We start from the raw sequence: 17,047 nt of genomic DNA, 5'->3' as shown, positions 1-17,047 counted from the left end.
CGCGCGGCGCTGATTTCGCCGCGCGGCGGCGGTGGGTGGTCGCGTCGGGAACGGACCGTGTTTCATTTCGGCGAGCTTCCCGGGAACGGAGAATTCAGCTCAAATGTCGACTGCGTCGTTTCGCCGCCCACAAACCGGATCGCCGGATGAACCACCGCCCCGAAAGGTGACGTCGTACCAGAGCCCGCCGACCACGGCGCAGGACCCCGCGCACCTCTCGATGCGGCATCGGATTCGGCTCCATATTCTCGAACAGTCGCATCGTGCGCGATTCGGCCACATCGGCTCCGCCCTCTCGATCGCGGACATCATGGCGGTCTTGTTCGGAGGGATCCTGCGTGGTGAGGGCGCGGACCGCGAGCGGTTCATCCTGTCGAAGGGCCACGCCGTGCTTGCGCTCTACGCGGCGCTGTACGAGACCGGACGGATCGATCGGGCGGCGCTCGAGAGCTACTGCACGGACGGGACCGCGCTCGGGGCACATCCCGAGCACGTGCTCGGGGAAATCGACTTCTCCACCGGCTCGCTCGGGCATGGGTTGTCCTACGGGGCGGGTTCCGCGCTCGCGGCTCGCCTGGCCGGATCGGCCCGGCGCACGTTCGTGCTGCTCAGCGACGCGGAGCTGAACGAGGGAACGGTGTGGGAAGCGGCGATGTTCGCCGCACACCACCGTCTCGGTTCGCTCGTGGCCATCGTCGACGTCAACGGACAACAGGCGTTCGGGCCGACCAACCGGATCCTGGACCTCGAGCCCCTCGCACCACGCTGGCAGGCCTTCGGCTGGTCGGTCCACGAGGTCGACGGCCATGACGTGGCGGCACTGCGCGCGACGCTCGACTCGATCGACGGCACCTCGTCGCGCCCTCAAGTGCTGCTCGCGCGCACCACCGCGGGAAGTGGCGTCTCGTTCATGGAGGACCGCGTCGGCTGGCGCTACTGGCCGCTGTCCGACGAGCAGTACGCCACCGCGGCCGCCGAGGTCACCACCGCGGCGACCGGACCCGGCACCCCTTCGGAGGGACGATGAGAGCCGCATTCGTCGAAACGCTCGCCGAGCTGGCGGAACAGGATCCCCGTGTCGTCCTGCTCACCGGCGATCTGGGCTTCAACATGCTCGAGCCGTTCGCCGAGCGGTTCCCGGACCGTTTCTTCAACATCGGTGTCGCGGAACAGAACATGGTGGGCGTGGCGACCGGCCTCGCGGAAGCAGGCATGATCCCCTTCGTGTACTCGATCGCGACGTTCGCGTCGATGCGACCGTACGAGTTCATTCGCAACGGCCCCGTCCTGCACCAGCTCCCGGTGCGGATCGTCGGCGTCGGTGGTGGGTTCGAGTACGGCAACAACGGCGCGACCCATTACGGGCTCGAGGACGTCGGGATCCTGCGCCTGCAACGGGGGCTGACCGTCGTCGTCCCGGCCGACGCCGCCCACGCGCGTGGCGCGTTCAAGCAGACGTACGCGCTACCGCGGCCGATCTACTACCGCCTCTCCAAAGGTGGTGCACCGGTCCCCGGCCTCACCACGGACTTCGAGCTCGGCAGGCTGACCAGGCTGCGCACCGGGAGCGACATAGCACTGATCGCGCTCGGCTCGACCGCCACCGACGCGCTGGCCGCGGCCGCGCAACTGGGCGCGGCGGGTGTGGAGGCGACGGTGGCGGTCGTCGAGAGCTTCAACCCGTCGCCCGTCGACGACCTCGCCGACCTCCTCTCCGACGTGTCCTTCGCCGTCAGCGTCGAGTCACACTTCGTCGACGGCGGTTTGGGCACGCTCGTTGCCGAGGTGATCGCGGAGCGTGGACTGTCGACCCGCTTGCGACGCTGCGGCCTCGACGATCTGCCACGCGGGACGACGGGATCCGTGGCGTTCCTCAAGGAGCAGTTCGGCCTGTCGGCCACCGCCATCGCGCGTACCGTCACGTCGCTGGTGGCATCCGCGCGGCCGTGAGCAGGGGTGCCGTCGGCCCGCCCGGTGACCCCTTGGCCGTCCCTGCGCTCGAACGCTTCCCTCCGTCGGCACGGCGCGTACTCGTCACCGGAGCCAGTGGCTTCGTCGGTGCGAACCTTTGCCGGTGGCTCCTGCGGGACGGTCACTCGGTGCACGCTGTTGTGCGGCCCGGCACCGACACGTGGCGGATCGAGGAGATCCGTGGCGACATCACGCTCCACCGGCTCGAGTTGCGCGATGCCGAGGCGGTCCGGACCACGATCGGCGCGGTCCGGGCCGACTGGTTGTTCCACCTCGCCGCGCACGGCGCGTACTCCCGGCAGACGGACACCGCCGCGATCTTCGCCACCAACACGGACGCGACGGCCGGACTCGTCGACCTGGCGGGCGCGGGTGCGTTCGAGGCGTTCGTCCAGGCGGGCTCCACGGCCGAGTACGGTTTCAAGGACCATCCCGCGCGCGAGTCGGAACCGGTCGCGCCGCTCGGTTCCTACGCCATCAGCAAGGCCGCGGCGACGCGGTATGCGCGGACCGTGTCGATGGAGCGCGGAGCCCACATCGTCACGCTGCGCCTCAGTACCGCGTATGGTCCCTGGGAGGACCCGTACCGCCTGATGCCGGCCCTCGCGATGTTCGGGCTGCGACGGCGGTTGCCCCCACTCACCGACCCGAAGACCGTCCGGGATTTCGTGTTCGTCGACGACGTCTGTGAGGCATTCGTGCGAGCGGCGCGCGCCACACATCTCAAGCACGGCAGCATCTTCAACATCGGCAGCGGAACACCCACGTCGCTGGCCGAACTCGTCGACCTGGCACGGGGCGAACTCGCCATCGACGAGCAACCACGCTGGTCGACGATGGCGCCGCGAACCTGGGACACGATGCTGTGCGTGGCGGACTGCGCGCGCAGCCGTCGCCGGCTCGGGTGGCGGCCGAGCCGGGGCCTGGCCGAGGGATTCCGTGCCCTGGTGGACTGGCTGGAGCGGAATTCAAGGGCACGCGCGAGGTATGCGCGTTCGATGGGGATACCGCTCGGCTAGGGCGTGTATCAAAGTGGCTTGGGTAGCGGTGCGGGTAGCGGAACCTCAGGCGGTCCCTGGCTGTGGGATCTCCTCCTCATGAATGCCAATTCACCACCTCGGAGCTTTCCTCCCCAGGAACCGCCTGAGAACCCGCGGCGGTGCCAGTTGGCAGCGTGGCGCAAGCGGCTGTCGCCGCTTCAAGACGCGAAATCCGACTTGTGTTGACCGACGCTCGACTTCGATACACCGCCTAGTGTTTTACCGGCGGCGGAGCCGGTATCCCCGAGAGACGACGCGGCGCACCTCTTGCCGTCAGACCACCGTGGCCGCCCAGGCCTTCTTGGCGGTCTTCCACTTCGCGGAGTTGACCTCGTCCCACGCGCGGGCACGCAGCTCTTCCAGTACCTTCCCGGGAACCACCGTGTTGGTCATGGTGGCGTGGTAGATGTTCATCCTGTCGGGATCGAAATCGGGGCTGAGGTGGCCGCCGGCGATCGCCATGTCGAACAGCGGTGTGCCGGGCATCGGCACGACGAGGAAGAAGTTCGCCGCGTCCAGGCCGTGGGAGACGTGCTCGCGGGCGAGGGCGATGGTGGTCTCGATCTCCTCCAGCGTTTCGTCCGGGTACCCCATCATGTAGTTGCCGTAGAGCTTGAAGCCGTACTCCTTCATCGCGGTGATCAGCCCGCGGAGATCGGCCTTCTCCACGTTGAGCTTGTTGCTCGCGTACTTGCGCATGATCCGCAGATTGCCCGTCTCGAACGGCATGTTGAGCTGCGTGAAGCCCGCCATGGCCAACGCCTCGAGCACTTCGTGGTCGGGCTTCCAGCGCTTGAGCAGGTGGATGATGTTGATGCCGTTGAGATCGCAGACGGTCACGCCCGCGCCCTGGATCTTCTCCAGCAGTCGCAGGCCGCGTTTCTTCTGCCCGAGCAGCGAATCGTCCTCGATGAACACGTCCGTCACACCGAGGCCCTTCAGCGTTTCGATCTCGGCCAGCACCCGCTCGTCGGACTTCACCCGGAAACTCCCGATGGGGCCGCTGAGGCTGCCCTCCTCCTCACCGGCGATGTGACAGTACGCGCAGTGGAACGGGCAGCCGAGCGAGGTCATCATCGTGCCGTAGCGCAGTTCGGCACCGGGCTCGAACAGCCCCGAATGCGGCCGCGCGAGGGTCCAGTAGCGCTGATTGGGCAGCAGGTCCCACGCCGGCATGGGCAGCGTGTCGAGGTCCTGCACGATGTCCTGCGAGCGGGCCGGGTTGAGTCGGATCCGGTCGGCGTCGTGGAACGCGACGCCGTGGATGTGGGAGAAGCTCGGCCGGGCCGAGCGCCGTGCGGCTTCGACGATTTCGACGAGGGTGTGCTCGGCCTCGGACAGGCACACCACGTCGAAGCCGGCCTCGAACAACTTCGGCAGCCGTGAGCGCGCGTTCACCCCGCCGGAGACGAGGATCTTGCCCGGATAGGCCGCCTTGATCAGCCGGGCACAGTGCAGAACCATCGACTCCTGGTCGGTGAAGATCGACGTGATGCCGATGATGTCGTGCTCGGCCACGACCTCGAGAATCCGCTCGTCGCCGACGCCGGTCCGCAGCAGGCCGCTCGACAACATCGAGGGGTTGGCGAAAATGTCGTCGAGATCGTCGGGACCGTCGCCGACGCAGGCGTCGAAGACACGCACGGGCACCCCGTGGTGCCGCAGCGCCCCACCCAAATGCGGATAGGCGAGCGAGCCGTTCGGCTTGCACACGGTTCCGGGCAGGTTCTGGTTCGGTGGGTACAGCAGCAGCACGCTGACGTCTCGAAGCGTCATTGTCCAAGCCCTCTTTTCCTCGATGGAAGGCGATTCGCCGGCCGGTGTCTCGCGGTGCGGTGTCAGAGCCCGCAGCGCGTCATGTACGCCTCGATCTCGTCGGCGCCCCTGTCCGACCCGCCCGACTCCCTGACGTCGCGCTGCATGCGCAGCACCCGTTGCTTCACCGCGGTGTCGGCCGCAAGTCGCTCCACGATCGCCCGGACGCCGGACGGGTCGATCCGGTCGGACGGCAGTTCGTAGCCGAGGCCCAGTTCGACGGTGCGCTGGGCGAAGGGGACCGCCTCGGTCGCGAAGTGCGGCATGACGACCACGGGCACGCCCATGTCCATGGCTTCCATCGTGGCGCCGGTCGTGCCCTGGATCAGGCACACCGTCGCGTGTTCGAGAACAGCGTGGAACGGTACCCACGCCTTGGCCTCGACGTTGGGCGGCAACGGTCCCAGCGTCTCCGGGTCGAGGTAGCGGCCGATCGCCATGACCACCTCCCACGGGGTGTCCGCGAAGGCCTTCGCGCACGTCCTGAAGAAGTCCGGGTGCTCGTTGAACAGCGTCCCCAGCGAGACGAGCAGGACCGGCGCGCCGGGGCGGCGCGGCTGCCAGTGCGCGTCCTTCGTCCGGCCGCCGAAGTTCGGCCCGGCGAAAACGAACCGCTCGTCGAACGTCTCGGGGGCGATTTGATAGGACTTCGGCAGATGGATGATGTTGAGATCCTCGATCTCGCGCCAGAACTGCTTCACCGGCGTATCGATGCCGTATTCGGCCAGCAGGTCGACCAGCACCGTGTGCACGACCTCGACGTCGGCCGGGTGACGGTGACCGTGGCTGGCCCACAGCGCCTCGAACATCGAGTAGTGCTCGTTTTCGGCGAAGCCGCCGTTGAAGCGAACGGCCGGCCGGTTCCAGTGCTTGGCCAGCAGGCGTCCCGCCAGGAACGGCATCACGTCATAGGCCACGAGGTCGGGCGGGTCGTCGCGCAGCGCTTCCTCGGCCGCACGGAGGATGGCCCTGTTCTCCCGGACGTACACCAGGTGCAGCTGTGTCTCGGCGTCCTCCCGACCGACGACGTCGGGCACGTGGAATTCGTCGAACTCCGACTTGTACGGCACGACCGTGGCGCCTGCCGCGGTGACTTCCTCGGCGAAGGCCGGTCCCGTCAGGTACGAGATGCGGTGCCCGCGCCGGGCGAGTTCGCCGACCACGCCGAGCGACGGGTAGACGTGGCCGTGTCCCTGCACGTTGACTACGAGAATGTGGCGTGGACTCATCGGCGGCCTAGCCCCCCACCAGCGGCGGAATGATCTCGACGCGGCTGCTGTGGGTGAGGTTCACGTCGTCGGGGGGCGTCGTGCGAGGCACCTGCACCCCGTCGACGACGAAGATGTGGTAGTGCAGCAGTGCGCCGGCGGGGGAGTAGAGGCGGTAGCCGGCTTTCGGGTGCGAGCGCACGAACGCATCCAGCAGTTCGCGCAGGTTGACCGCCGGCAGCTCCAGGCGGGCCTTGCCCGACGTCGCGTTGTGCCAGCTGGCGGGGACGATGAGATGCGGCATCGGAAATCCTCAGAGGTCTTGTACACAGCGGAATCCGGTGGCGAAGCAGGCCCATCCGGTGGGGTCACCGTGCAGCCGCTCGCTCGTGCGGGTCTGGAAGCGCAGATTCATCCACGATCCGCCGCGGATGACGCGGTAGCGGCCCATCACGTTCAGGAGTGAATCGTCGCAGTCGGGCGACGGGCCATAGAGCCGGCTCGGCGATGCCGTCCACTCGTAAACGTTCCCGGCCAGGTCCGCCACCCCGTACGGGCTGTCACCGTGCGGGCTCAGGGCCCCGACGGGTGTAGTCAGCGGGACCGGGCCCCGGTCGCGCTGACGCGCCCTCCACCACGCTCGCCATTCGGCGGCGCCGCGGGTGGCTTCGCCCATCCACAGCTCCACGGTGTTCGCCCGTTCGCGCGACCATTCGTCGCCCCACGGCCACAGCCGGTACCCGGGACCGCGCGCAGCCAGTTCCCATTCCGCTTCGGTGGGCAGCCGCTTGCCTGCCCACGCGGCGAATGCGTCGGCGTCCTCGACCGCGACGTGGACGACGGGGTGGTCGTCCGGCGGGTGGTAGTCGACCGCACCGCCGGCCGGACGGCGCCAGGACGCGCCGGGGGTCTGCTGCCAGTAGTCCGCGCCGTAGACGAGACCCCAGCCGCGGCGCTCGGCAACCGTCCGGTAGCCGGTGGCCTCGACGAAAGTCGTGTACTGGCCGACGGTGACCGGATGACGGTCCATCGCGAACGGCGCGACCTCCACGAGCTTTTGCGGGGTCTCGTCCCGGAACCACGGCGTCGGCAACGCCTGCTCCTGCTTCTCGAGCCACTCGATAACCCACTCCGGCGATCCGAGCTGGAAGGCTGCGCCGTGGATCACCAAGGATCCGTCGGCCTCAACGCTGCCGCGCTTCACTTCTCCGAAGATTGCCATAGAGCCATCCCGTCGGGTTGCAATCATTAATAAGTCTATAGTGACTGCCGGGTAGTGGCAAGGTATGGACAGGCTCACTGGGTCAACACTATTGTCTTGTATAGTTTTCGATCTGTTGTCGTCCGGGGCGACGGGCCGGGCTCCACGCCGGCTTTCCCCTGTCAGGAGCAATCCGGTGAATGTTCTGTTCGTCTCGTCGCCCGGCCTCGGACATCTTTTCCCGCTGATTCCGCTCGCGTGGGCGTTCCGGGCGAACGGTCACGACGTGGTCATCGCCATCGCCGAGCACGCGGAGCGGGCGGCGGGGTCCGGCCTGGAGGTCGTGGACGTCGCGCCCCACTTCAGTTCCGTCGAGGCCTTCGAGCAGGTGGCCAAGGACGATCCCGACTTCCTCGCGACCGTAGCGACGCGGCCGGCTGTCGCCCTCGCCGAGTGGGGAGTCCAGATCGCCGCCGTGAACCGTCCGCTGATCGACGGCCTGATCGCGCTCACCGACGATTTCGGACCCGACCTGGTGGTCTACGAGCAGGGCGCGACGGCCGGCCTTTTCGCGTCCGCCAGGGCCGGCGTGCCCGCCGTGCAGCGGAACCACGGGGCATTCGCGACCGCGGGAATGCACGATGCGGTCGCCGGGTTCCTCGGCGACTTCTTCGACCGGTACGACCTCCCGAGGCCGCTGCCGAAACCGGACGTGATCATCGAGTCCTTCCCGCCGAGCATGATCCTCGACCGTTCGCCGGAGGGCTGGTTCATGCGGTGGGTGCCCTACGGCGGAGGCGAGGTCCACGGCGACCGCTGGCCCACCGCCCCCAACCGGGACCGGCCCCGGGTCGCGGTGTCGATGGGCACCATCGAGCTGCAGGCCTTCGGGCTCGGGGCAGTCGAGTCCATCGTCGCGGCGGCCGCCCGGGTGGACGCCGATTTCGTGCTGGCCCTCGGTGACCTCGACATCGGCCCGCTCCGGCCGCTGCCCCCGAACGTCCACGCGGTCGGGTGGACGCCGCTCCACCGGCTGCTCCGCCAGTGCGCTGCCGTGGTGCACCACGGCAGTGGCGGCATGATCATGACGGCGATCGAGGCCTGCACGCCGCAGCTCCTCGCGCCCGATTCCAGGGACATGTTCCAGCACTCCGGACGTGCCGCCGTCCGCGAACTCGGAATCGGCCTGGTCGGCTCGGCCGACGAGGTCAGCCCCGAGCTGCTGACCGAGCTGATCAAGGACGACCGGCTCGTCCAGCGGATGACGGTGGTGCGCGACGAAATGCATTCGCTGCCCTCGCCCGCCGAGACGGCGCGGCGGATCATCGCCGAGCTCTGAGAGTGCGCCGTAAGCGGCGGAACCCGGGGCAGCCGACGGGAATTTCTCGCGCCTCAGGTGAGCCAGGCGCCCGGACCCGGTCCGCCCTGACCGATCGGCGGGAACAACTCGTCGAGGGCCTCGCCGAGATCCGGGTCCAGCGGTTCCCGCAGTGCGGCAAGCGCCCCCTTGAGGTGAGCGGGATTTCGCGGCCCGATCACGATCGCCGTCACGCCGGGCCGGGCGAGCGTCCACGCCATCCCGACCTCGGCGGGCGGGCGACCGCGCTCGGCGCAGAGCTGCTCGAATCGCTCGATGACGGCGCGGTGCCCATCGAGTGCGATCGCCGCGCGACCCTGGGCCGACTTCACGGCCGTCCCGTCGGCCAGTTTGGCCAGCACCCCGGAGAGCAGCCCGCCGTACAGGGGTGACCACACGAGCACACCGATCCCGTAATGCCGTGCCGCCGGGATGATCTCCAGCTCGGCGTGCCGGACGAGCGGGTTGTAGAGGCACTGCTCCGACGCGAGCCCGAACGCGTGCCGTGAGCGTGCCGCTTCCTGCGCGGAGGCCAGTTGCCATCCGGCGAAGTTGGAGGAGCCGACGTAACGGACCTTTCCCTGGGCCACGAGCAGGCACATCGCCTCCCAGATCTCCTCCCAGCTCGTCGCCGGGTCCGGCCGGTGCATCTGGTACAGATCAACGTGATCGGTGCGCAGCCGGCGCAGCGAGGCCTCGCACGCCCGGACGATGTGGCGGGCGGAGAGCCCCTCGTCGTTCGGGCCGGCGCCGAACCGGTTGCCGACCTTCGTCGCCAGCACGACCCGGTCTCGCACGCCCGGCCGGGCGAGCCAGGCGCCGAGCAGTTCTTCGGTGTGTCCCTGATGGATCCGCCAGCCGTAGATGTCGGCGGTGTCGACGAAGTCGATTCCCGCGTCGAGCGCCCCGTCGAGCAAGGCCAGCGCCTCGCGTCCGTCGACCCGCCCCCCGATGTTCACCGTGCCGAGACACAGTCTGCTGACGCGGAGCCCGGCGCGACCCAGTGGTACGTGCGTGGCCTGCGCCGCGGTCATCGGAACCTCCTCTTCCGTGATTCAACCGGGTTTTACCGTGACAGATAGGTCTATGAAAAACAACCGAATCGTAGACCAGCTTGCGGCGTTGCCCCGCGGTGGACGAGTTAGGTATGTTTGTTGATACTTACATTGGCGGAGGGTGCTCATGATCCCGGTCTTCAAGGTGGCGATGGCTCCCGATGCCCCGGAGCGGGTGGCCGAGGTCATCCGGAGCGGCAGGCTGGAACACGGACCACGTGCCGACGCACTCGAGGCCGAACTCGGGCGCCGGATCGGCAATTCCCGGGTGGCCACGGTCAACTGTGCGACCTCCGGTCTGCACCTGGCTCTGTACCTGCTCGTGGGCCGCGACCCGTACCGGCACGACCCCAGCCCCGAGCGGGACGAGGTGCTCACCACCCCGCTCACCTTCGAGGGGACCAACTGGCCGATCCTGGGCAACGGCCTGAAAATCCGGTGGGTCGACACCGACCCGGCGACGCTGAACATCGACCTCGACGACCTGGAACGGCGGATCTCCCCACGGACGCGGGCGATCGTCATCGTGCACTGGCTCGGCTTCCCGGTCGACCTGCGCAAGCTCGACGCCGTGCTGGACCGGGCGGAACGGCGCATCGGCTTCCGGCCTCCCGTGGTGGAGGACTGCGCCCAGGCCTGGGGAGCGACCTTCGGTGGGAAGCCGCTGGGCAACCACGGCAACACCGCCGTGTACAGCCTGCAGACGATCAAGCTGCTGACCGCGGGCGGCGGTGGCCTGATGGTCTTTCCGGAAGCGGAACTGCACCGGCGTGCCCTCCGTACCCGTTGGCTGGGGATCGACCGTGCCGACGACCGCGCCCGGGGCGAGTACGTCGTCCCGGAGTGGGGCTTCCGATTCCCGATGAACGAGCTCAACGCCGAGATCGGTGCGGCCAACCTGGAGATCGTCGACGACTTGCTGGCCCGGCACCGGGCGAACGCGCACCACTACGACAAGGAACTCCAGGACGTGCCGGGGCTCGCGCACACCGCGCGGCCCGACGACCGGGAACCGACGTTCTGGGCCTACCCGGTAAAGGTCGAGGACCGGCCGGGATTCATGCGCCGGCTCGGCGAGGCCGGGATCGAGACGAGCATCATCGTGCGACGGAACGACGAACACCCTGCCGTGGCCGCCGCCCGCGAACCCCTGCCCGGGCTCGACTCCGTGGCCGGACGGGTCTGTTATCTGCCGGTCGGCTGGTGGCTGACCGATGAGCAACGCGCGCACATCATCGACACCGTCCGCGCCGGATGGTGAGCACACCTCCGCCGACCATCCCTCCGGCCGTCGTCACGCAGCGGATCACCGCCGAGCTCGCGCCGGCGCACCCAGTGCGGTGACCGCGTCGAGATTGGAGTACGACCATGCGCTTCCTGCCGCACGATCGCGACCCGTCCGTGCTCGTCGTCGGAGCGGGCTATGTCGGGCTGTGCCTTGGCGTGTTGCTCGCACAGCGCGGCCTCAGGGTCGTCGCGGCCGACGTCGATCGCGCTCACGTCGAAAGGCTGCGCGCCGGCAGGTGCGCGATCGCCGAACCCGGTCTGGACGAACTGCTGCGCGAGGGTCTCGCGAGCGGGCGGCTGACCGTGGCCCCGGACCTGTCGTCGGCCGCCGACTGTGACGTCGTCCTGCTCACGCCGGGCACCCCGATCGATGCCGACGGCCGACTCGATTCGAGCCAGCTGGAGGCGGCGTGCCGTGACCTCGCCCCCCGGCTGCGCCCCGGGCAGCTCGTCGTCGTCAAGTGCACGGTGCCGCCCGGTACGACCCGCACCGTGGTCGCGCCCTTGCTGGCGGGGCACGGGTTGCGGCCGGGCGTCGACGTCGGCCTCGCGCACTGCCCGGAGCGGCTGGCCGAGGGACAGGCGATCGAACAGTTGCGGGAACTCGCCGTCGTCGTCGGCGGGATCGATGTGGCATCGGCCGAGGCGGCAAGCGCGTTCTGGCGGCGCCACCTCGGGGTCCCCGTCCACCCGGTCGCCGACGCCGACGTCGCCGAGGCGGTCAAGCTCGCGAGCAACTGGTGGATCGACCACAACATCGCGATGGCGAACGAGCTGGCGCTGTTCTGCGACGCGTTCGGGATCGACGTGATGGAGGTGGTGACCGCGGCCAACACCATCCCGAAAGGGGCGGGCCGGATGAACGTGCTGCTTCCCAGCGTCGGCGTCGGCGGCTCGTGCCTGCCCAAGGACCCCGTCATGGCCGTGAGGGCCGCTGCCGACCGCGGTGTCGAGTTGCGCACCATCGTGACCGGGCGGGCCGTGAACGACGCCATGCCGGGCCACGCGGCCCGGAGCCTGACCGACGAGCTGCGCAAACTCGGGACGGACCCGGCCGGCGCCACCGTCGCGGTGCTCGGGCTCGCGTTCAAAAGCGACACCGGCGACCTGCGCCGGACTCCTGTCGCCCCCTTCGTCGAGTGCCTGCGCCGCGCCGGCTGCACCGTCCGGCTGCACGACGGGCTGGCAGAGCCGGAACGGGTCCGCGACCTGTTCGGCCAGGAACCGGAACCCTCGATCGACGCGGCGCTGGCCGGGGCCGACGCCGTCGCCTTCCTTGCCGGACATCGGGAGTACCGCAGGCTCACCGCGGCTGGCCTGCGCGCCGCCACCCGGGCCGGGTGCCTCGTCTTCGACGGCCGCCGGTACTTCACGCGGGACGAGATCAGCTCACTGCACGACCACGACCTGCGGTACCGAGGGATCGGCCGGTGACATGACCGAGACACCAACCCCGCTCGGGACCCGCGCCGAACACGTACTCGTGACCGGCGGGCACGGCTTCATCGGCAGCCACCTGGTCGAGGCACTCGCCGCGCGAGGGCGGCGGATCACCGTCCTCGATCCCGCCGACCCGCCGCCGGACCTCGCCGTCCGGGCCGGAAGCGTGCGCCATGTGCGGGGCGACGTGCGCGACGCGGACCTCGTCCGCCGGGAGATCACGCCCAGCACCGGCCTGATCATCCATCTCTCGTCGCTGGTCGGAGTCGACCAGTATCTCTACGACCCGCTCGACGTGATCGACATCGCGGTGACCGGGACGCGCGCCGTCCTCGACGCCACCCGGGATACCGGCGCCAAGCTGATCCTCGCCAGTACCAGCGAGGTCTACGGCCGCAACCCCGACACGCCGTGGGCCGAGAACTCGGACCGGGTGCTCGGCCCCACGACGGCCGACCGGTGGTCGTACTCCACCAGCAAGGCGGCAGCCGAGCACATGACGTTCGCCCACGCCCGCCGCTACGGCACCCGTGCCACCGTGCTGCGGTACTTCAACGTCTACGGTCCTCGCCAGCGGCCTGCCTACGTCGTGAGCAACACCGTGCACCGCCTGCTGCACGGCGACCCCCCGCTGCTCTACGACGGGGGTGAGCAGACACGGTGCTTCACCTACGTCCGGGACGCCGTCGCGGCCACCCTTGCCGTCGCCGGGTCGCGGGCGGCGGAGGGACTGGTCCTCAATGTCGGCAGCGAACGTGAGACCACGGTCGCCGAGATCGTCCGCGCCGTGGGAGTCGCCGTCGGCTGCTCCGTGGAACCTGTCCTGCTGGACACCCGCACCGCGTTCGGGACGGTGTACGAGGACATTCCGCGCCGTGTCCCGGACACGTCCCGGATCGCCGGGCTACTGGGCTGGCGGGCGACGACCGAGATCGAGGAGGGCCTGGCCGAGACCGTCGCCTGGGCTCGCGCCAACGACTGGTGGGCCGGGCAGAGCCGGGGCGAACGGAACGAGCGCGGGGTCGCCAGATGATCCACACCACCCCGGCGACCGTGCCGCAGCTGATCCTTCCCGGTGAGGGGCGACCCCGCCGGGGAGGAATCCTCCGGTACTTCGGGCCGGGCGGCATGGACCACATCGACCCGGCGTGCGCCAGCTACGCGTTCTCGCACCAGATCCTGAGGCTGTTCACCCGGCAGCTGTTCACCTACCCGACCACCGCCGGCGAGGACGCGCTGACTCCCGTGCCGGACCTGGCGATGGCGGTGCCGGCACGGGACAACGGCGGGATCGATCCGGGAGGCCTGGTGCACCGCATCGAGCTCCGGCCCGGCGTGTACTGGGACACCGACCCACCGCGCGAGGTCACCGCCGCCGACGTGGTTCGTGGTCTGAAGCGCCTGGCCTGCCCCGTGACGGGAACCGGCTCGCTCGGCTACTTCACCAGCACGGTGCGGGGGATGGCCGCGTTCGCCGACGGCTACCGGACCGCGATCGACCGGGACGGTGCCGGCCCGGAGACCGCGGCCCGCTACCAGAACACCCACGAGATCAGCGGGCTGCGGGTGCCGGCCGAGCGGGCGCTGGAGATCGAGCTGGTGCGGCCGGCGAACGACATCGTCAACATCCTCGCCACGCTCTACGCCTCACCGGCTCCCGCCGAGTACGACGCCGTGGTACCCGGCGGCCCGGGTTTCGCGGACGTCGTACGATCCTGCGGCCCCTACCGGCTGACCCGCTACCGGCCCGGCGAGCAGCTGTCGATGCGGCGCAACCCCGCTTGGAACCCGGCGTCCGATCCCCTGCGGGCGGCCTGGGTCGACGGTATCGACGTTCGGATGGCCCGAGTCGACGACGACGTCGTCCGGGCCGAGGTGGCGAGCGGCCGGGCAGACCTGTCGTGGGGGGCACCGGTCATCAGCCACGACCGCCTGTCCCCGGACGCCGACCGGCACGTCGGCTTCGCTCTCAACCCGTATCTCGTGTTCAACGTGCGCGGGCCGCGGCGAGAACTGCGGGACCCGGCCGTCCGGCGGGCTCTTGGCGTCGCCGTGGACAAGGCCGCGCTGGTCGAAGTGATGGATCGCATGGACCTGGGCACCGTCACCCGTACCGCGCACGGCGTCATCCCGCCCGGCAATGTCGGGTATCGGCCACCGCCGTCCGGTACCACCGACGGCGGGAATCCGGAACTGGCCAGGGCGCTGCTGAACGCCGCCGGCTGCGAGGGGATGCGGCTGCGTGTTCTGTACCGCATGGAGACTCCGCACGGCGACATCGCGCACAGGTACTCCGACGACCTCCGCGCGGCGGGCGTCGACATCGAACTGGTCCGGATCGAGCACGCCGACGAGTACTACCGGATTCTGCAGGACCCCGAGCGTTCCCTCGCCGGTGACTGGGACGTCACGGCGGCCGCTTGGACGCCGGACTGGTTCGGCAACAATGGGCGGACCTGCGTTCAGCCGCTGTTCGAGTCCCCGTCCGGGGCCGGCAGCTGCAACTACGGCGGTTACCGCGATCCCGCCGTCGACGCGATGATCGCCGAAGCGCTTTCGGAGCCCGACCCTGATCGGTCGGCGGAGTTGTGGCATGCCGTGGACCGGGCCGTGTGCGACGCCGCGGCCGTGGTGCCCCTGCTGGTCTGCGAGCCGACGATCCTGCACGTCACGAGCCCTCGGGTACGCAACGCGATCCCGATGCCGCACATCGACCGCTGGTACGACGCCGCCAATGTCTGGCTGGCCCACTGACGCAGCCGGGGACCCCGGAGGAACCAGCCCGTGCACGGATCACACGGGGAGGCGATCGGCCGCGGGTGATCCCTCGGGGCGCAGCGCGACCGGGTCAGCGGCCATCCCCAGTGAGTACATCGGTGTCACCTGGCCCATTCCCGGCACCCTCCGCGCGGCCAGCGGCGGCCCGTGCAGAAGCGGTATCACCGCCGCGCGGGTCATCGCCGCCTCCTCCACCCTCGCCCATGCCGCCTTGGCGGCCCGCGGATCGGAGTCCGCGTCGAGCGCCTCGTCGATCAGGACGTCGAAGACGGTGCCATCGACGCGTCCGGTCCGCCGGGTGAGCAGAGGCTGCAGGTAGGCACGGTAGTTGTGATGGCGCCACCGGGCGGCCCACCCGGTCAAGAGCAGGTCATGCTCGCCGTCGCCATCACTGTCGCCGTACAGCAACTCGGCATGCGCGGCCGCCCCGATCGCCCGGACCGTGACCCGAATTCCCGCGCGCTCGAGGCATCCCGCCACGGCGTCCGCCACAACGGAGGCAAAGGTGGTGTCCGGGCGGACGAGCACGAGTGTCGTGCCGTCGGCCGGTCCGCTCGGCGGGTCGGGGTCCAGGCGTTCCCGATCCGGGCCGTCACCCGGGTTCCCGCTGTTACCGGGGGGCACCACACGGGTGGCGGCCCGGACGCCGGGCAGGTGTGCCTCGGCCGCCGCGGCCACGAGTTCGGGGGCGACGGCCGAGGCGACGAGCCGGAGAAGCGCCGGGTCGGCGAGCGGACGGCCGGGGCCGGCGTTGGGCAGCAGGCAGGCGTGCAGTACCTCGGGCACCTCGGTATCCGGTGCCACGTCCGGCGCCGGGGCACCGGGCCGGAGGGTCACCCCGCCGAAGGCACGCTCGCGCAGCGGATCGATGGCGGGGTCCCAGACCGGGTTCGGCTCCAGCAGGACCCCGCCGTCCGGATCCAGTCCGGCGATCCGGTACGGCCCGGTCGAGCGCGCGTACCGCACGAAGTCGTCGTCGCCGGGCACGATGGCGTCGTACTCGACGGGAGCCGGCGCGAGGCACGGCAGGGCGAGGATGTCGACGGCGTCCAGGGCGGGGCGCTCGAACTCGATCACCAGGCTCTCGTCGTCAAGGGCGAATACGCCCGGAATCGCGTTCGTTGCGCGAAAGGCTCGGTGCCGCGCCACGTCGCGTTCATGGCCTGCGACGGCGCCGGCATAGCGATCCGCGTATCCGCGCATCCCCCGGACACCCGACAGCAGGAACTCGATCCCGGCGGGGCGCGCGGTGGGGCTGCACGCTCGGGCGAATCCACGGACGACGTCGTGGGCGGTCACCCCACGTGGCGGCTCGGTGTCCCACCGGACTCCCGGACGGAGGTGGACCACGTAGGACCGCAGGCTCGCGCCGAGACCCGCGTTGTAGGTCGACGGTACGGCCATGGCGAGATCTCCGACCGGCTCCACCGCCCGCCAGTCCCGCTGGTCGGGCTCGGCCCGGTACCCGAACAACGTCCGTGTGGTCATCCGGTTGACCACGTCCGCGGCGGGCCGGGACCGAGCCGGATCGAGGTCACCGGGCATGAGCGGGGCAGGCAGGTGCAGGTCTCCGGTTGCCGGCGTGGTCACGACATCTCCCGTCCCAGATCGCGCATGACCGACACGGCGCGATCGATCTCGTCGCGGTCGTTGAACAGGTGCGTGCAGACGCGGGCCGCGTAGTGCTGGTGGGGCGAGCCGGGAACATCGAACTCGGTCCATCGGATCCAGATCCGGTGCTCGCCTTCGAGCCGGTCGACGAACGTCATGAACTTCTTGACGTTCCAGGCATCCTCGCGACGCCGGAACGGGTGGAACGCGATCAGCGGTGAGCGCAGGCGGGGGTCGGCGGCCGGGGAGTAGATGTTCTCCCTGCCGAAGGCGTCGACCAACGC

The 17,047-nt window shown here is 69.8% G+C and carries 14 protein-coding genes and 1 pseudogene; 8 read left to right on the top strand and 7 right to left on the bottom strand.

The window, feature by feature from the left end; all coding sequences use genetic code 11:
• The first annotated feature begins 103 nt into the window (after positions 1-103).
• From FNH05_RS02840 to FNH05_RS02830, 3 genes are read left to right on the top strand one after another with little or no spacing between them, the layout of a single operon-like run.
• Entirely contained in the window at positions 104-1,027 is a 924-nt protein-coding gene (locus tag FNH05_RS02840; RefSeq protein ID WP_144585675.1) for a transketolase, read from the top strand.
• Positions 1,024-1,950: a transketolase family protein gene (locus FNH05_RS02835; protein WP_144585674.1), complete on the top strand. Its 927-nt coding sequence runs from the start codon at positions 1,024-1,026 to the stop codon at positions 1,948-1,950. Before FNH05_RS02840 ends, FNH05_RS02835 begins: the two co-directional genes overlap by 4 nt.
• Positions 1,947-2,990: an NAD-dependent epimerase/dehydratase family protein gene (locus tag FNH05_RS02830; RefSeq protein ID WP_186382343.1), complete on the top strand. Its 1,044-nt coding sequence runs from the start codon at positions 1,947-1,949 to the stop codon at positions 2,988-2,990. The genes FNH05_RS02835 and FNH05_RS02830 overlap by 4 nt, the downstream gene beginning before the upstream one ends.
• Before the next feature lie 294 nt (positions 2,991-3,284).
• On the opposite strand, the gene FNH05_RS02825 is transcribed toward FNH05_RS02830, so the two are convergent.
• The 4 genes from FNH05_RS02825 to FNH05_RS02810 all read right to left on the bottom strand — a co-directional run bounded on the left by FNH05_RS02825 (position 3,285) and on the right by FNH05_RS02810 (position 7,238).
• Positions 3,285-4,787, bottom strand: coding sequence for a B12-binding domain-containing radical SAM protein (locus FNH05_RS02825; protein WP_144585673.1), 1,503 nt, complete (start codon positions 4,785-4,787; stop codon positions 3,285-3,287).
• 62 nt (positions 4,788-4,849) lie between these two features.
• Entirely contained in the window at positions 4,850-6,025 is a 1,176-nt protein-coding gene (locus FNH05_RS02820) for a macrolide family glycosyltransferase (protein WP_246127474.1), read from the bottom strand.
• 37 nt (positions 6,026-6,062) lie between these two features.
• Entirely contained in the window at positions 6,063-6,338 is a 276-nt protein-coding gene (locus FNH05_RS02815; RefSeq protein ID WP_144585671.1) for a MoaD/ThiS family protein, read from the bottom strand.
• Between the two features lie 9 nt (positions 6,339-6,347).
• Entirely contained in the window at positions 6,348-7,238 is an 891-nt protein-coding gene (locus tag FNH05_RS02810) for a formylglycine-generating enzyme family protein (protein WP_246127471.1), read from the bottom strand.
• 193 nt (positions 7,239-7,431) lie between these two features.
• Between FNH05_RS02810 and FNH05_RS02805 the strand changes: the two genes are divergently transcribed.
• Positions 7,432-8,574 (top strand): glycosyltransferase, encoded by a 1,143-nt coding sequence (locus FNH05_RS02805; protein WP_144585670.1) that lies wholly within the window; start codon positions 7,432-7,434, stop codon positions 8,572-8,574.
• A gap of 53 nt (positions 8,575-8,627) precedes the next feature.
• On the opposite strand, the gene FNH05_RS02800 is transcribed toward FNH05_RS02805, so the two are convergent.
• Positions 8,628-9,626 carry an aldo/keto reductase gene (locus tag FNH05_RS02800; protein ID WP_144585669.1) on the bottom strand — a complete coding sequence of 333 codons (999 nt, stop codon included), beginning with the start codon at positions 9,624-9,626 and terminating at the stop codon, positions 8,628-8,630.
• Between the two features lie 148 nt (positions 9,627-9,774).
• Here FNH05_RS02800 and FNH05_RS02795 point away from each other — a divergent pair, with 148 nt between their 5' ends.
• From FNH05_RS02795 to FNH05_RS02780, 4 genes are all read left to right on the top strand, one after another.
• Entirely contained in the window at positions 9,775-10,908 is a 1,134-nt protein-coding gene (locus FNH05_RS02795; protein ID WP_144585668.1) for a DegT/DnrJ/EryC1/StrS family aminotransferase, read from the top strand.
• A 107-nt stretch (positions 10,909-11,015) separates the two neighbouring features.
• Positions 11,016-12,368 carry a nucleotide sugar dehydrogenase gene (locus tag FNH05_RS02790; protein WP_144585667.1) on the top strand — a complete coding sequence of 451 codons (1,353 nt, stop codon included), beginning with the start codon at positions 11,016-11,018 and terminating at the stop codon, positions 12,366-12,368.
• Between the two features lies 1 nt (position 12,369).
• Entirely contained in the window at positions 12,370-13,407 is a 1,038-nt protein-coding gene (locus FNH05_RS02785) for an NAD-dependent epimerase/dehydratase family protein (protein WP_144585666.1), read from the top strand.
• Entirely contained in the window at positions 13,404-15,128 is a 1,725-nt protein-coding gene (locus FNH05_RS02780) for an ABC transporter substrate-binding protein (protein WP_144585665.1), read from the top strand. Before FNH05_RS02785 ends, FNH05_RS02780 begins: the two co-directional genes overlap by 4 nt.
• A gap of 39 nt (positions 15,129-15,167) precedes the next feature.
• Here the strand turns inward: FNH05_RS02780 and FNH05_RS02775 are convergent, their stop codons facing one another.
• Positions 15,168-16,742 carry an ABC transporter substrate-binding protein gene (locus FNH05_RS02775; RefSeq protein WP_144585664.1) on the bottom strand — a complete coding sequence of 525 codons (1,575 nt, stop codon included), beginning with the start codon at positions 16,740-16,742 and terminating at the stop codon, positions 15,168-15,170.
• A pseudogene (locus tag FNH05_RS02770) lies at positions 16,739-17,047 on the bottom strand (aminotransferase class V-fold PLP-dependent enzyme); the annotation flags it as partial. The pseudogene FNH05_RS02770 and the gene FNH05_RS02775, both read right to left, overlap by 4 nt.

The sequence above is a fragment of the Amycolatopsis rhizosphaerae genome (genome assembly GCF_007713715.1).
In the GTDB taxonomy this organism is placed as follows: domain Bacteria; phylum Actinomycetota; class Actinomycetes; order Mycobacteriales; family Pseudonocardiaceae; genus Amycolatopsis_E; species Amycolatopsis_E rhizosphaerae.
Note: the sequence above shows the minus strand (reverse complement) of the source record. Positions and strands in the feature narration are given on the sequence as shown.

What these genes read in the sequence shown, in the direction of transcription:
- FNH05_RS02815 (WP_144585671.1), bottom strand. Translation starts at nt 6,338, where the DNA reads ATGCCGCATCTCATCGTCCCCGCCAGCTGGCACAACGCGACGTCGGGC.
- FNH05_RS02780 (WP_144585665.1), top strand. Translation starts at nt 13,404, where the DNA reads ATGATCCACACCACCCCGGCGACCGTGCCGCAGCTGATCCTTCCCGGT.
- FNH05_RS02790 (WP_144585667.1), top strand. Translation starts at nt 11,016, where the DNA reads ATGCGCTTCCTGCCGCACGATCGCGACCCGTCCGTGCTCGTCGTCGGA.
- FNH05_RS02840 (WP_144585675.1), top strand. Translation starts at nt 104, where the DNA reads ATGTCGACTGCGTCGTTTCGCCGCCCACAAACCGGATCGCCGGATGAA.
- FNH05_RS02835 (WP_144585674.1), top strand. Translation starts at nt 1,024, where the DNA reads ATGAGAGCCGCATTCGTCGAAACGCTCGCCGAGCTGGCGGAACAGGAT.
- FNH05_RS02795 (WP_144585668.1), top strand. Translation starts at nt 9,775, where the DNA reads ATGATCCCGGTCTTCAAGGTGGCGATGGCTCCCGATGCCCCGGAGCGG.
- FNH05_RS02785 (WP_144585666.1), top strand. Translation starts at nt 12,370, where the DNA reads ATGACCGAGACACCAACCCCGCTCGGGACCCGCGCCGAACACGTACTC.
- FNH05_RS02825 (WP_144585673.1), bottom strand. Translation starts at nt 4,787, where the DNA reads ATGACGCTTCGAGACGTCAGCGTGCTGCTGCTGTACCCACCGAACCAG.
- FNH05_RS02800 (WP_144585669.1), bottom strand. Translation starts at nt 9,626, where the DNA reads ATGACCGCGGCGCAGGCCACGCACGTACCACTGGGTCGCGCCGGGCTC.